At 65.8% G+C, this 13,661-nt stretch carries 12 protein-coding genes; 6 read left to right on the top strand and 6 right to left on the bottom strand.

From position 1 onward, the window contains the following. Positions 1-91 precede the first annotated feature (91 nt). Positions 92-2,485, bottom strand: a complete 2,394-nt coding sequence (locus I6F09_RS10215) for a TonB-dependent hemoglobin/transferrin/lactoferrin family receptor (RefSeq protein WP_225187982.1) — start codon at positions 2,483-2,485, stop codon at positions 92-94. A 262-nt stretch (positions 2,486-2,747) separates the two neighbouring features. Here I6F09_RS10215 and I6F09_RS10210 point away from each other — a divergent pair, with 262 nt between their 5' ends. Genes I6F09_RS10210 through I6F09_RS10195 form a run of 4 tightly spaced genes read left to right on the top strand, consistent with a single transcriptional unit; the run spans position 2,748 to position 5,801 of the window. Continuing rightward, complete coding sequence (locus I6F09_RS10210; RefSeq protein WP_036022033.1) at positions 2,748-2,954, top strand: hemin uptake protein HemP; 207 nt, start codon at positions 2,748-2,750, stop codon at positions 2,952-2,954. A gap of 5 nt (positions 2,955-2,959) precedes the next feature. Continuing rightward, positions 2,960-3,910 carry a hemin ABC transporter substrate-binding protein gene (locus tag I6F09_RS10205; protein ID WP_225187981.1) on the top strand — a complete coding sequence of 317 codons (951 nt, stop codon included), beginning with the start codon at positions 2,960-2,962 and terminating at the stop codon, positions 3,908-3,910. Then, positions 3,907-4,992, top strand: coding sequence for an iron ABC transporter permease (locus I6F09_RS10200; protein WP_036041109.1), 1,086 nt, complete (start codon positions 3,907-3,909; stop codon positions 4,990-4,992). The genes I6F09_RS10205 and I6F09_RS10200 overlap by 4 nt, the downstream gene beginning before the upstream one ends. Continuing rightward, the gene (locus tag I6F09_RS10195; protein ID WP_225126265.1) at positions 4,989-5,801 is read left to right on the top strand and encodes a heme ABC transporter ATP-binding protein; all 813 of its coding nucleotides are present in this window, start codon (positions 4,989-4,991) and stop codon (positions 5,799-5,801) included. Before I6F09_RS10200 ends, I6F09_RS10195 begins: the two co-directional genes overlap by 4 nt. Before the next feature lie 172 nt (positions 5,802-5,973). Here the strand turns inward: I6F09_RS10195 and I6F09_RS10190 are convergent, their stop codons facing one another. Both I6F09_RS10190 and I6F09_RS10185 read right to left on the bottom strand, forming a co-directional pair. Further along, positions 5,974-7,653: a mucoidy inhibitor MuiA family protein gene (locus I6F09_RS10190; RefSeq protein WP_225187980.1), complete on the bottom strand. Its 1,680-nt coding sequence runs from the start codon at positions 7,651-7,653 to the stop codon at positions 5,974-5,976. 179 nt (positions 7,654-7,832) lie between these two features. After that, positions 7,833-8,441 (bottom strand): response regulator, encoded by a 609-nt coding sequence (locus tag I6F09_RS10185; RefSeq protein WP_225187979.1) that lies wholly within the window; start codon positions 8,439-8,441, stop codon positions 7,833-7,835. A 199-nt stretch (positions 8,442-8,640) separates the two neighbouring features. Here I6F09_RS10185 and I6F09_RS10180 point away from each other — a divergent pair, with 199 nt between their 5' ends. Further along, positions 8,641-9,669, top strand: coding sequence for an AraC family transcriptional regulator (locus I6F09_RS10180; protein WP_225187978.1), 1,029 nt, complete (start codon positions 8,641-8,643; stop codon positions 9,667-9,669). Positions 9,670-9,671: 2 nt separating this feature from the next. Here I6F09_RS10180 and I6F09_RS10175 read toward each other — a convergent pair whose 3' ends face one another. After that, positions 9,672-10,883 carry an NnrS family protein gene (locus I6F09_RS10175; RefSeq protein WP_225137479.1) on the bottom strand — a complete coding sequence of 404 codons (1,212 nt, stop codon included), beginning with the start codon at positions 10,881-10,883 and terminating at the stop codon, positions 9,672-9,674. A gap of 129 nt (positions 10,884-11,012) precedes the next feature. On the opposite strand from I6F09_RS10175, the gene I6F09_RS10170 reads away from it, so the two are divergent. Further along, positions 11,013-11,723: a Crp/Fnr family transcriptional regulator gene (locus tag I6F09_RS10170; RefSeq protein ID WP_036021991.1), complete on the top strand. Its 711-nt coding sequence runs from the start codon at positions 11,013-11,015 to the stop codon at positions 11,721-11,723. A gap of 105 nt (positions 11,724-11,828) precedes the next feature. On the opposite strand, the gene I6F09_RS10165 is transcribed toward I6F09_RS10170, so the two are convergent. Both I6F09_RS10165 and hemN read right to left on the bottom strand, forming a co-directional pair. Then, positions 11,829-12,026, bottom strand: a complete 198-nt coding sequence (locus tag I6F09_RS10165; protein WP_035998817.1) for a DUF1858 domain-containing protein — start codon at positions 12,024-12,026, stop codon at positions 11,829-11,831. A 179-nt stretch (positions 12,027-12,205) separates the two neighbouring features. Beyond that, a complete protein-coding gene (gene hemN / locus I6F09_RS10160) occupies positions 12,206-13,558 on the bottom strand; it encodes an oxygen-independent coproporphyrinogen III oxidase (RefSeq protein ID WP_225187977.1) in 1,353 nt (450 codons plus the stop codon). Positions 13,559-13,661 lie beyond the last annotated feature (103 nt).

Here is a 13,661-nt window from a genome sequence, read left to right as displayed (position 1 = left end):
GCCGACCGGATATTTCAGAACGGGTCGAAAGCCACGCTGACGCATCAGCGTGGCCTTCGAGATCAGCAAGGCATAACCTGCGGTGTCTCGCTCAGGTGCCGCCAAAGTGGTATTTGAGACCTCCCTTGATCACGAGCCCAGCACCGGCGCTCGCCCACTTCACGTCGTTTTGCGTGTCGCCCGTGCTACCGACCGGAATGGCGTACGGACGATAGTAGCGATTGAAGAGGTTCTCGACGGAGAAGTTGAGCGTGAGATCGGGCGTCGGGTGATACTGCGCGTAAAGATTGACGAGATCGTACGACGTCGCGGGCGTGTAGGTCCTGGGGATGTCGTAGTTGGCGATTGCCGACGTCCACATCATCGAAAGGATGAGGGTGCGGTCGAGCAGACGCACGCCGGCCGTCGTCGTGATCTTCTGCGGCGGAATGCTGTAGAGGCCGAAGCCGGTCTGCAGATTCTTTCCGCTCTGATAGGTCCCGGAGAGGCCGAAGAACCACAGGTTCGCGTCATACATCGCCTCGGCCTCGACGCCTTGTATGAGCGCGGACGCCACGTTCTGATACTGCAGGAACGGGAGCACCGTGATCGAAGGTGCCGGAGGCGGCCCGGTCGGGACCACGAGCGGGTTTCCGTAAGCGACCTGATCGATGAAGTCGCTGATGTCGTTGCGGAACACGTTGATCTTGCCGCGCAGCGTGTCGCCCGCCGTGAACAGATCGTTCTTCTTGATATTGAAACCGATCTCCTTGTTCTTGCCGACCTCGGGGCGCAGGTTTGGATTGGGCACGAAGCAGAAGGTCGAATCCGCGCCCGGTCCCGGCGTGCCAGACGGACAGCGGAAGAACGAGTCGTTGACCGTCGCGCCGGCATGTGGCCCGCTCACCAGCGTCTCCGTGATCGAGGGCGCCCGATAGCCTTCCGCGTAGCTGGCATAGGGGGTCACGACCGCGGTCGGAACGAGAGCAACGGTGATCTTCGGCGAGAGGCGATCGCCGCCCGACGACGAGGATGCCGAGGAAAGCTGATAATTGTCGTAACGGAGCGCACCGATCACCTCGAGCATCGAGGTGTAGTTCGCCCTCCACTGCACGAAGCCGCCAGACACCGTGCGCTGGCCGCCCGGCGTCGTCACTTCGCCGGTACCCGTCCTATCCTGGGTAGATACTTTGTCCTGGAAGGCGTCCAGACCGTAAGTCACCGCGTGGCGCCAGCTTCCCGTTTCGAAGCGTGTCGTGTTGTGCACGTCGATACCGATCGTATCGAGCAGATATCCGCGGTTGCTCCCGATGCACCCCGAAACGGCATTGCCCGGCACGCCACCGCAATAAACTGACGGCGTCGTGGTGGTGTGCCTGGTCTTAGTCTGGTCGTTCTCGGTGCGATTCCAGTAGATCTTCGCATCCCAGTCGAACCACTGATCATCCGGCTGCGAATATTTCCAGCCGAGCGTCGTGGTGTAATTCTTCACGTTGGAGGCGTAGATGGACGTGCCGTTCAGATTGTTCGTGCCGTTCGCATTGGTCGAATTGGGATCGCCGGCGCGTCGCGGCGGCTGGCCCAGGCTGTAGATGTCTTCCTGAAAGATGGCGCCGAGCTTGACCTCGTGGCCGTCCGCCGGCCGCACCGTCAGCTTGGCGATGCCGCTGCTGAGCCGATTGCCGGTATTGGCGACCTCGAAGCCGGTGCCGTCCTTGTAGCTCTCCTGCGCCGAATAAGTGCCGCCTGCGAACACGTCGACATTCGGATTGACGTGCACGCCGCCGAACGCCGAGCCGAGCGCGCGACCATAATTGCTGCCAAGGATAGTCTTGACATCGACGCCCCAGCGCTCACCCACACGGACGACATCCTCGATGTCCTTGGTGCGGAACGAGGCCACGCCGCCGATCGCGCCGGAGCCGTAGATGTTCGCGGTCGGGCCGCGCACGATGTCGATGCCGCTGATCAGCTCCGGATTGAGGAAGAAGGAGCCGTTGGCGAAGTGGCCTGTGCGCTGATAGTTCTGCCGCGCGCCATCGACGACGACAGCAACGCGGCCGAAATCCTGCAGGCCGCGAATGTTGATCGAGGTCGACGGCTCGTCGCCGCGATTCTGAACCCATACGCCCGGCACATTATAGATGAGGTCACCAACCGTGCTGGCCTGACGTCCCTCGATCTGCGCCGAGGTCACGACGCTGACCGGTGCCAGCGCATCCACGGCACGCTCCTCGGTCTTCGTTGCCGCGACCGTAATCGCATCGAGCGTTTGCACCGGCGCTGCGCCGCCGGCCTGGGCGCGGGCGTTCATCACCTCCGGCGCGGCCTGCTGCGCAACTTGCGGCGCCGGCTTACGCTTGGCCTGCTTCGGCCTGTCCGACGACGCGTTTTCACTCTGCGGCGATGCGGTCTGCGCGAGACTGCCCTCCGCCGTCATTGCCGCAATTGAAACCACCGACGCGCCCAAAATCAGGGCGCGCGAATACCTAGCCCCGTCAGCCATATCAGCCCCAGCCTGCACTTCACTTTAGTTTTTGATGTCGTCTGGCTGGCGCGCGCTCGCAACGCGAGCGACTGGCTGGCTGATTGTCTCAAGAGGCGGGCGAGTTCCCCGCTGTGAGAAATCGTTACGTGGCAACACTCTGACGGTCAATGACATCGGGTTACAGTTTATATCGATTGTAAACTGCGATGGTTGGAATGCGCTTGGCGCCACCTGTACAAACGGGCGGTACTTCAGCTTTCGAAAGCGCATCACACCGACAATGTCAGCCACATCAGGAGACAGCAGCGGCAGCGCGGCAGGACCGGCACAAAGCCCTTCTGCAGCAACGCGAACTCTCACCATGCGCGGCAGCCGCATCGATAGCCGCGAGCTGTTTGCCGCCGAGCGCGAGATCATCATTGCGCATGGCGAGGACAGCTATCGTCTCCGCCTGACCTCGCAGAACAAGCTGATCCTGACGAAGTAACTGCAATGACATGTTGCCGCACCCTCGCCCGTCTCCTGCTCTCCGGCGGACTCGCGTTCGCGTCTGCTGCGCACGCCGCGGGCATCACCGTGCATGACGCGCGCAATCGCGACGTCACTGTTACCGATTTTGCCCGCACGGTGTCGATCGGCGGCGCCATCACCGAGATCCTCTATGCGCTGGGATTGGAAAGCCGGCTGGTCGGCGTCGACACAACGAGCCTCTATCCGGCGGCGGCACTGCAAGACAAGCCGAATGTCGGCTACGTGCGCCAGATCTCGGCCGAAGGCGTGCTCGGTCTCAACCCGACGCTGATCCTGGCGATCCAGGGCTCGGGCCCGCGCGAGACCATGGACATCCTGGAGACGGCGAAGGTGCCGCTGGTGCTGGTGCCCGAGACCTTTTCCGAGGAAGGCCTGATCGAGAAGATCAAGCTGGTCGGCCACGCCATGGGCGTCGATGCGCGTGCCGAATGTCTCAGCGCCGCGGTCGGCGCCGATCTTGCACAGCTCCGTGCCCTGCGCGCCAAGGTGACGAAGCCGGTGCGGGTGATGTTCGTGATGTCGCTCCAGAACGGGCGGGCGATGGTGGCGGGCCACAAGACCGCGGCGGATGAGATCATCCAGCTCGCGGGCGCGGCCAACGCGGTCGAGGATTACGATGGTTACAAGGTCATCAGCGACGAGGCGATCGTGGCCGCAAAGCCCGATGTCGTGCTGTCGATCGAGCGCGGCAAGGATTCGCTGCAGGCCGATGCAGTCTACACGCACCCCGGCTTTGCGCTGACGCCGGTCGCGGCCAACAAGAGCTTCATCACCATGGATGGGCTTTATCTGCTCGGCTTCGGGCCGCGCACCGCGGCAGCGGCGCGCGATCTCTCAGTCAAGCTCTATCCGGCCTTGGCCGAGGGCGGCGCGTTCGCGTCGGCGCTGTCGACGGCGAATTGCCGGCAATGAGCGTGGCCGCCGGGATCGAAACACGGAGCCCGCGACACAGCGCGGGACGGCGAGCAGCATCGTTCGCGATTCCCCTTCTGCTCGTGGTGCTCCTGGTCACCGCGATCGCCGCTCTGACGGTCGGCGCCGCCGGCATCCCGCTCTCCCGGCTGCCAGCCGCGCTGGGCTTGGCCGGCGAAAACACGGCCATGACGGCCCGCGACCAGCTCGTGCTGTGGTCGATCCGCATTCCCCGGATCGCGGCGGCGGCGATGATCGGCGGCCTGCTTGCCGCGGCCGGCGCGATCATGCAGGGGCTGTTTCGCAACCCGCTCGCCGATCCCGCCCTGGTCGGCGTCTCCAGCGGCGGCGCGCTCGCAGCCGCGAGCGCGATCGTCTTCACCGATTCCCGCTTCGGCGAGGCGCTGCGCGTTCTCCAGACCGAGCTGTTGCCGCTCGCAGCCTTCGCGGGTTCGCTGGCGACCACCACAATCCTCTACGGCATCTCCAGCCGCTCGGGACGCACCTCGATCGCGATCTTCCTGCTCGCCGGCGTCGCCATCACCGCGATCGCCAATGCGGGCATCGGCCTCCTGGTATTCATCGCCGACGACCGTCAGCTGCGCGACATCACGTTCTGGATGCTAGGCTCGATGAGCGGCGCGACCTGGACCAAGACCGCCGTGCTCGCGCCGGTGCTCATTGCCGGACTCGCAGGCTGCGTCTTCATCGCGCGCGGCCTCGACCTGCTGGTGCTCGGCGAGGCCGACGCCTTTCACGGCGGCGTCGACGTCGAGCGCCTGAAGCGGATCTCGATCGTGATGGTCTCGGCCATGACCGGCGTCGCGGTGTCGATCAGCGGCGTGATCGGCTTCGTCGGCATCGTCGTGCCGCATCTGCTCCGTCTCGTGATCGGCCCGGCGCATCGCCTGCTGTTGCCGGCCTCGGTGCTATCAGGCGCGATCCTGATGGTCGGAGCCGACACGCTGGCGCGCACCATCGTGGCGCCCGCGGAGATGCCGATCGGCATCCTGACGGCGGCCGTCGGCGCACCCGTCTTTCTCTTCATCCTGCTGCGGCAGCGCGGGCTCGCCGCGCTATGACCGCAGTGCTCGATGCACGACACCTAGGCAAGCGCGCCGGCCGCGCGACATTGCTTGACGGCGTCGGCCTGACGGTTGCGGCCGGCGAGATGATCGCCATCATCGGCCCGAACGGCGCCGGCAAGTCGACGCTGCTGCGGCTGCTCTCCGGCGATCTCCGCCCGAGCGCCGGCGAGGTGCGGCTCAAGCAGCGCGACATCGGCAGCTTCGCGCCGCGCGAGCTCGCCGCGCGCCGTGCGATGCTGTCTCAGCACATCAACGTCACCTTCCCCTTCACCGTCGAGGAGATCGTGCTGATGGGCGCGGGCGAGCGCAGCTTGCGCGAGGCCGGCCCGCTCGTCGACGCCGCGATGGACGAGGTCGGACTGTCGCATTTCCGCGAGCGGCAATTGCCGACGCTGTCGGGCGGCGAGCAGCAGCGCGCTCATTTCGCCCGCGTGCTGGTGCAGCTCGCCTGCGGCGAGGCCAAGCACGGCCCCGGGCTCTTGCTGCTGGACGAGCCCACATCGAGCCTCGATCTGCGTCACCAGATCGACCTCGTCGAGGCGGCGCGCCGCCGCGCGGCAGCCGGCACCGCCGTGATCGCGATCCTGCACGATCTCAACCTCGCGATCCGCTTTGCCGACCGGCTGGTCGTGCTGGCCGGCGGCAGGCTCGCCGCGGACGGTCCGCGCGCCGAGGTCGTCACGCGCGAGAGGATCCGGGATATTTTCGAGATCGACGCGGTCGTGCATCAGGTTGACGGCGTGCCGTATGTGCTGCCGCAGTCGATGCGGGCTGCGGGGCAAGCTGAACTGCCGCCACGGTGAAGGTGCGCTCCCTCGCCCCGTTCTTACAGGGAGAGGGTTGGGGTGAGGGGCCTCTCTCCACACGCGAGATGGTCGAGAGACCTGTACCCCCTCACCCGGATTGCATCTTCGATGCAACCCGACCTCTCCCCGCAAGCGGGGCGAGGTGAAGCTGCGCCACCTGTGCAGGAAATCAGCCCGCCGGGACGATCACCATGCTCTTGTCCTTCGGCCAGCGGATGCGCCAGGCGAAGTTGATGTCGCGGGCCTCGCCGGGCTTGGCGTCGAACGACCATTCCAGCACGCCGCGCTTGTCGCGGATGTTGTTGGCGGTCGGCTGGGTGCTCGAGGGCAGCATCTCGACGACGATGTCCTCGTTCTCGCTGACCGGCAGCTGATCCTCGATCGCGACGCGAATCGGAAAATCATGCCCGTTGCGGATCGTGGTCTTGAACGAACGCTCGTCGGTCTTCGACGTCGTGACCAGGAGGCCTGCCGAGCCTTCGTTGCGCTTGAGCACGGCGCGTTCGATCTTGACCTTGTCGTCGGCGCCGAACCCGAGCCGCACGATGTCGTCCTTGGTGGACGCCGTGATCTTGCCGCGGCCGACGAAGGTGCCGTCGCGATAGATCGCGACCTTGCCCGGCAGCAGGGTCGTGTCGTCGGTCTGTTTGAAGCTGGCTTCCAGGAATGCGGTCGGATCCAGCACCGGCGCGGCGCGCACCGCGAGATCGGCGGGCACATTCACCGAAGCGATACGTAGGCTCTTGGCACCGTCGGCGGCGCCGAGGCTGACGCGGCCGGGAATCCTGAAGGTGGCCTGGAAATCGCCGATCTCGGCAACGGCCTGTTGCTCGTCGGCGCGCTCGCGCAACTCGGTCGCTTCGGCAGCCTTGGACATGGGCTCGTACGAGCGCTGGCGAACAGTTGGCGCAGGCCGCGCTAGATCCGAGGCCGTGCCAAGGGCCATGGGCTTCGGCACTTGTGGATATTGCGCGATCAGCGAATGCAGCTCCGGAGCACTGCCGCCGCGGCTGATGCGCACGGTGGAGACGCCGAGCGTCACGTTCGACCAGTCCTCGCCGGTGGCCTGAGTCACCTCGGCGCGACGAACCAGTTCGAGCTGCGGCTTGCGATCCTTGGCGCCGGTATCGAGCCGCGCATCGTAGAGCGGCACCCAGCGCGCGTTGCGCACCGCATAGGTCACGCGCAGCGTCGCCTTGGTCGCGGCGGCCGAGGCGACGTCGATCCGCACTTCCAGCTTGCTCGGCGGCTTGGCCGAGCGCTCGGCTTCCAGTTGCGCGATCTGGCGGTCGAGCTCGCGCTGTTTTCGCGTGGCATCGCGAATTGCGCTGTCGGCGGTCGCGATCTCCTCGGCGACCGCGGCAAAGGCCGCGCGCCATTCAGCAATCGGGCGCGCCTCGCCCTTCTCGCCGAGGCCGGCCGGCGACGCCTCGGCAAAATGCTGCGCGAACTTGCGCCGGGCATTGGCCGAGTCGATCGCACCCTGCAGGTCGGCCCGTTGATCCCTCAGCGCTTCGATGCGCCTGTCGAGCTCGGGCAGGTTGACCGGCGGCGCGGCCTTCGGTGGGCGTGCATCGATCGTGCCGATGGTGAGCTTGGCGCCCGCCTCGCCTTCGACGCGGAGGGAAGATGGATCGAGCGAGAGCGGAAAATCCTTGGCCACCAATGTCGAATCGCCGGAGGCGAGATCTAGCGAAATGACGCGGGTGACGGTGGCACCGTCGGGATAGACGGTGACCGTGTCGATCGTCGAATTGGCGTCCACATTGGCCGCCCATAACGGCGATGCGAGCGCCGTGGTCACCAGGACCAGGCCCGTGGTTGCCAAATATCTTGCGGTGATGCGCATAAAGTCCCTCCTGCCGGTATCGCCGCGCCGCCAGCCGGACGCGCGCGATGAGATGCCTCGCCATCGTGGTTGGACGCGGCAGGGAAGGAACCGGTTCGATTGAGACTTCCGTGGGGCGCCGCCGCGGCGGCACCATGTCTGTGGAACGCTCGGTGGTCCGGGCGGCTTCAGGCCTGGGCCTAAGAGCCCTGGCCGAAAATGCGCCGGAGCAGATCGGTCACGTTCTTGGCGCCGGCCTTCTTCAGGACGCCGGCGCGGTAACCTTCGACGGTCCGCGCGCTCAGATGCATCCGCCGGGCGATCCCCTTGTTGGTGAGGCCGGCGGCAAGATGCTCGAGCACGTCGGCTTCGCGCGCGGTCAGAGGCTCACAGCCCGGCAGCCAGCGTTGCCCGATCGCCCCGGGTCGCGCGAATTGATCGATGGCGGCATCGATCCGGTTGACGATGTCGTGGGTGCGGAACGGCTTTTCGATGAAGTCGGTCGCGCCGCTCTTGATGGCGTCAACCGCCATGGCGATGCTGCCATTCGCCGACGTCACCAGCACCGGCGCCATGCAATTCTCCTCGCGCAGCTGCCTGAGCACCTCGAGAGCGGAGCGATCCGGCGGCATCTCCAGCAGCACACAGGCCGGCATCCGCGTCTTGGCTTCCGAGAGCAGAGAGGCACCATCGGCAAAGCAGATCACGTCATAGGCGCTCTGTTCGAGCGCGGCGGAAAGTTGTTCGCGGGAGGCGGCGTCAGTGTCGATGACGAATACCTCGCCCTTGGAATGCATGTTCCCCGGCATAGTCCCGATCCAGCAATGTCTTGGTCAAATGGCCCGAGACGGCCGGGCCCCGTCGCGCCCGCCGTCAATGCGCACGGCATTCACGCCAGTGCATCGGTTTTCCTTATGTATGCGCCACCGGGTTCCCCGATTTGACGTATTGAGACAGAAACTTTACATTTCGGGACATCTGCGGGTATGGCTGGCAGGAACGGTTTGCATGACCGACCTCATTCGCAGCGCAGGCTTGAGCTGTTACCCCGAGGTCGCGCGGTCGGTCGGGCTGGACCCCAGCCAGATGATGCGCAAGGTCAGGCTCCCGCTGGCCTGCCTCGACCAGCCCGACATCCCCATCGCCGTCACCGGCCTGCGCCGCCTGCTCGAACTATCGGCAAAGGCGTCCGGTGCAGAGGATTTCGGCCTGCGTCTCGCCGAGCGCGGCGGCCTCACCAATTTCGGCGCGGTCGGCCTGATCGTGCGCGAACAGGCGACCGTCGGCGAAGCGATCGAGGCGTTTTCGCGCTTCATCCATATCCATCACGACGGCATGCGGCTCGACGTCACGCGTGACGAGCGGACCGTGACCATCACGCTGCATTTGCGCGGCCGGCAGCCGCGCGCGCCGCGGCAGTCGATCGACATGGCGCTCGGCAGCGTTCAGCGCATCATCCAGTCGCTGTTCGGAGGCGATTGGCGGCCGCTGGAAGTGCATCTGCACTACCCGCCGCCGCTCGACCGCAAGCGTTACCGCGACTTCTTCGGCTGCCGGGTGATCTTCAATGCGGACGACGATGCGATCCTGTTGTCGGCGCACGACATGCAGCGCCGGATCCCAAGCGCGCATCCCTTGATCGCGAGTTACTTGCGCAAGCGGATCGAGGCGATCGAGAGCAGGCCGGCAAGCTGGGAGGCGAAGGTCGATGAGGTGGTGCGGACCCTGCTCGCCAGCGGCGATTGCACGGTCGAGCGCGTCGCCGAGCATCTGGCCTGCACCCGCCGCACCATCCACCGCCGCCTCGCCGCATCGGGCACCAGCTTCTCGGCCATCCTGGACGCGCAGCGCGCCGATCTCGTGCTCCAGCTGATCGAGGATCCCGCCCGGCCGCTGGCCGACATCGCGGTGCAGCTCGGCTTCTCCGCGCAGAGCGCCATGGCGCGCTGGTTTCGCGGCCGCTTCGGCTGCACCATCACCGATTGGCGCAAGGGCGTGCGGCCTCGCTCCGCACCGCCCTCGGCAAGTGCAGCCTGACTTCAGCGCGCGGGGGCGGGCACGCCCATCGTGGCGAGCGCCCGCCGCCCGCTGCCGGCGAGCAGCGGACCGAACGCGACGGCAAATCCGAGGAAGGCGAGGATCCAGCCGCAGGCAGCGACGTACAGCAGCACGTCGCCATACGCGGGCAACACGACGGCACCGATTCGGGCCAGAGCCGCGATGACGATTGCAGCATAGATTGCCTGGACCGCCGGCGAAGCCGTCAGCGCCTGTCCGGTATGGCCGAGGCTGGCGCGGGTCATCACCGCGAGCGTCATCGTTCCCGCAGCACCCGCCATCCAGGCATGGATGCCGGCGCTCGGCGGCAGCTCGCCGAAGGCGGCCACAGCGTTCAGGATGAAGCCGAGCGGCACGAAGACATAACCGACATGCAGGATCAGCAGCAGCCGCTCCCGCGTGGTGCGGTCGCCGGCCCAGCGTGCAAGCCGAACCAGATGCAGCACGCCGACTGCCGCCATCGCGACGCCGGTGATCATGTTCAGCGGTGCCGCGATCCATGCGATCAGCGCCAGCGCGCTCAAGCCGATCACCGCGCCATCGAATCGTCCGAACGGCACCGGCAGGCGGCCGGGATTGAACTTGACCAGCCAGTTGCGGGTGAAGCTCGGAATGATGCGGCCGCCGATCAAGCCGATCAGCAGGACGACCACGCCGATGCCGACGCGGATGCTGACGTCGGCCGCGCCTGCGTAATGCGTCTCGACATGGAAGGCGACGTTGCCGGCGAGCAGAACCAGCACCAGCCCCACCACCGGCAGGTTGCGCCAGTTGCCGCCCGCGATGATCTCGCGCGTTGCGGCGGCAACGACCAATGCCAGGAACGCGGCATCGACGACCAGTGCAAACGTCCAACCGGTATTCGCCGACAGCGTCACCGCGACGCGTCCGGCAAGCCAGACCGTCACCAAGCCTGCGAGCGGCGCGCCCTGGATCGGCAGGCGCCCCGTCCAGTTCGGGATGGCGGTGAAGAGGAAGCCGGTGATGACGGCCGGCAGGAAGCCATAGAGCATCTCGTGGATGTGCCAATCGCGCGGCGCGAATGCGGAACTCACCGACAATTCGCCGTAGAACATCGGCAGCCAGACCAGGATCGACAACGCCGCCTGGATTGCGGCGAGCAGGAAAAAGGGGCGAAAGCTGTTCGCAAACAGCGGCCAGCCCGTAAAGTTGCGGGATCGGGCGCCAGCCATGGGTCAACTCCAATCAAATCAGACTGTTGCTTGGAAAAATACTGCCACCGGGCGGCCTCGTTTTGCGCTAACGCAAACTACCTGACGATTGCAGGTGCCATCACACTCCCTGATGCCAGGGGAGGCAGAATGGCCAAGGTCGACACATCGCTGGTTGCGCATTTGCCGCTGTTTGCGGGGATGACGCCGGAAGCTCTCGACGAGATCCTGCGTGAGGCCCGCTCGGCGCGCTATCCCAAGAACAGTGCGATCTTCGAGCAGGGGGCGGACGCGCAGTCCTTCTTCCTGCTGCTGCACGGCCATGTCCGCGCGGCCAAGACCACACCTGCCGGCGAGCAGATCGTGGTGCGCTATGTCACGCCCGGCGAGACGTTCGGGCTCGCGATGGCGATCGGAGCCGCGCGGTATCCGGCGACGGCCATGGCGGTCGACGACAGCGTCGTGCTGATCTGGCCGACTTCGGCCTGGCCGCGGCTGGTCGAGCGGTTTCCGGCGCTTGCCGCCAACACGCTCCAGACCGTCGGCACGCGGCTGCAGGAAAGTCACACCCGCATCCTGGAAATGTCGACCCAGCAGGTCGAGCAACGCGTCGCGCACGCGCTGCTTCGCCTCGCCAAGCAATCCGGCAAGAAGCTCGACCACGGCATCGAGATCGACTTCCCGATCAGCCGCCAGGACATCGCGCAGATGACGGGCACCACGCTGCACACCGTCAGCCGCATCCTGAGCGGCTGGGAGAGCCAGGGCTTGGTCGAGAGCGGCCGCCAGCGCATCATTCTGCGCGAGCCGCACAAGATTGTGGTTCTGGCGGAGCGGAGCGTCGACAGCGGCACGGCGTGAGAGACACCTCTCTGCTCAAGTCAGGGATGAGGCGCGCTTCCGCTTACGGCGAAAGCGCGCTCATCATCCGGGAACCCACGCACACCTGCGCGATTCCTGATCGTTTCACGCCGGCACGCACTCGATCAGCGCGGCGAGGAACTTGTCGCGGTCAATGCCATGCTCGCGGCAGGCGTCATCGACCGTGTGGAAGGTCGCGATCGGACAGCCGACGCAAGCCATCCTGAAGGCGAGAAACACGCGGATCGTGTGCGGCGCCGAATGCATGATGTCATCGACCAGATCGTCGGATCGGAAGGACATGGACAACTCCATTCCGATCGACGATAGCGACGCGGGACCGAGTTTCTTTGTTGGAGCGCAAGCTGGCTCGTCATTGCGGGGCGCGCGTAGCGCGAACCCGGAATCCATCGAGCAGCAACCAGTGCAGTGAAATGGATTCCGGGTTCGCGCCAAGAGGCGCGCCCCGGAATGACGGGGGGCTACACCGCCCGACTGTGCAACTGCTTGCCTGGATCCAGATGCGCATCGAACGCAGCGGCGACGCTGCGGACCAGGAAGCGCAAGTCCTTGGCGACAGCGAGTCGATCGCCCTCCACCCTCACGACGCCGTCGGAAATCAGCGGCTTCAGACGCGAGGCAGATTTCAGCATGGCGCCGGCCTCCGCGCCATGGCGCGCGCAGATGTCACCGAGATCGGCACCGAACTCGCACATGATGCGTTCGATAATGTCGGCGCGCAGCCGGTCGTCATCGGTGAGGCCGTAACCCTTCGCGGTGGCGAGGCGGCCGGCAGCGATGCTCTGCGAATAGGCGCCGATCTGCACCTCGTTCTGGACATAGCCCTGCGGCAGGTGCCCAATCGCGCTGGCGCCGAAGCCGAGCAGGACTTCGCTCCGGTCGGTGGTGTAGCCCTGGAAGTTGCGCCGCAGCGTGCCCTGCTCGAACGCCACGGCCATGGCATCGTCGGGCCGCGCGAAATGATCGAGCCCGATCTGCACGTAGCCGGCCTCTTTCAAGGCATTGGCGATGGCGCAGGCCTGGTCGTGGCGCGCAAGGCCGTCGGGCAATACGCCTTCATTGATCATGCGCTGGTGCTTCTTGAAGGATGGCACGTGAGCATAGCCGAACACCGAGAAGCGGCTGGGTGAAAGCGCGAGGCTGCGTCGCACCGTCTCCAGGCACGAAGCCACTGTCTGGTGCGGCAGTCCGTAGATCAGGTCGAAGTTGACACCCTCGATCGCAGCGCCGCGGAGCATCTCGACCACGGAGGCCGTCTGCGCGAAGCTCTGCACACGGTTGATCGCCCGCTGCACCACCGGGTCGAAGCTCTGCACGCCGAGGCTCGCGCGGTTGACGCCGGAGAGCCGCATCGCCTCGACCATGTCCGCGCTCAATGTACGGGGATCGATCTCGACCGCGATTTCCGCCGAGGGCAGCACGAAGAATTCCTGGCGCATCGTCGCCATCAGCTCGGCAAAGGCCTCCGGCGCCATGATCGTCGGCGTACCGCCGCCGAAATGAATGTGCTCGACCTTGATGCGGTGGCCGATGGTTTCGGCCGTCAGCGCGATCTCTCTGCGTAGCGTCCGCTGGTAGCCGGCGATCAGTTCGTCGCGGCGGACGATCTGGGTATGGCAGCCGCAGTACCAGCACATCTCGCGGCAGAACGGCACGTGCAGATAGAGCGAGGCGCTGGCGGCCACGGGCAGCTCCGCCAGCCAGCGGGCATAGGCGTCCGGACCGATCGCCGGCGTGAAATGCGGTGCGGTCGGATAGCTGGTATAGCGTGGCAGGCGTTCCTCGCCGTAGATCGCCGCAAGATCAGCTCTCATAAGTTACCCATTCGTAAATGCCCGCCGCGCGCGAGACATCGCGGCAAATCACGGAATGAATTCAGATAACCCGGATCGGCGGACGCGGCTTTGCGCTCGCGCA

This window comes from Bradyrhizobium sp. IC3195, from assembly GCF_020193585.1.
GTDB classification, from domain to species: Bacteria; Pseudomonadota; Alphaproteobacteria; order Rhizobiales; family Xanthobacteraceae; genus Bradyrhizobium; species Bradyrhizobium yuanmingense.
This window is presented reverse-complemented; position numbering and strand designations above follow the sequence as displayed.

Coding starts and splice junctions, on each gene's coding strand:
- I6F09_RS10205 (WP_225187981.1), top strand. CDS start 2,960: ATGACATGTTGCCGCACCCTCGCCCGTCTCCTGCTCTCCGGCGGACTC.
- I6F09_RS10200 (WP_036041109.1), top strand. CDS start 3,907: ATGAGCGTGGCCGCCGGGATCGAAACACGGAGCCCGCGACACAGCGCG.
- I6F09_RS10195 (WP_225126265.1), top strand. CDS start 4,989: ATGACCGCAGTGCTCGATGCACGACACCTAGGCAAGCGCGCCGGCCGC.
- I6F09_RS10180 (WP_225187978.1), top strand. CDS start 8,641: ATGACCGACCTCATTCGCAGCGCAGGCTTGAGCTGTTACCCCGAGGTC.
- I6F09_RS10215 (WP_225187982.1), bottom strand. CDS start 2,485: ATGGCTGACGGGGCTAGGTATTCGCGCGCCCTGATTTTGGGCGCGTCG.
- I6F09_RS10185 (WP_225187979.1), bottom strand. CDS start 8,441: ATGCCGGGGAACATGCATTCCAAGGGCGAGGTATTCGTCATCGACACT.
- hemN (WP_225187977.1), bottom strand. CDS start 13,558: ATGAGAGCTGATCTTGCGGCGATCTACGGCGAGGAACGCCTGCCACGC.
- I6F09_RS10190 (WP_225187980.1), bottom strand. CDS start 7,653: ATGCGCATCACCGCAAGATATTTGGCAACCACGGGCCTGGTCCTGGTG.
- I6F09_RS10165 (WP_035998817.1), bottom strand. CDS start 12,026: ATGTCCTTCCGATCCGACGATCTGGTCGATGACATCATGCATTCGGCG.
- I6F09_RS10175 (WP_225137479.1), bottom strand. CDS start 10,883: ATGGCTGGCGCCCGATCCCGCAACTTTACGGGCTGGCCGCTGTTTGCG.
- I6F09_RS10170 (WP_036021991.1), top strand. CDS start 11,013: ATGGCCAAGGTCGACACATCGCTGGTTGCGCATTTGCCGCTGTTTGCG.
- I6F09_RS10210 (WP_036022033.1), top strand. CDS start 2,748: ATGTCAGCCACATCAGGAGACAGCAGCGGCAGCGCGGCAGGACCGGCA.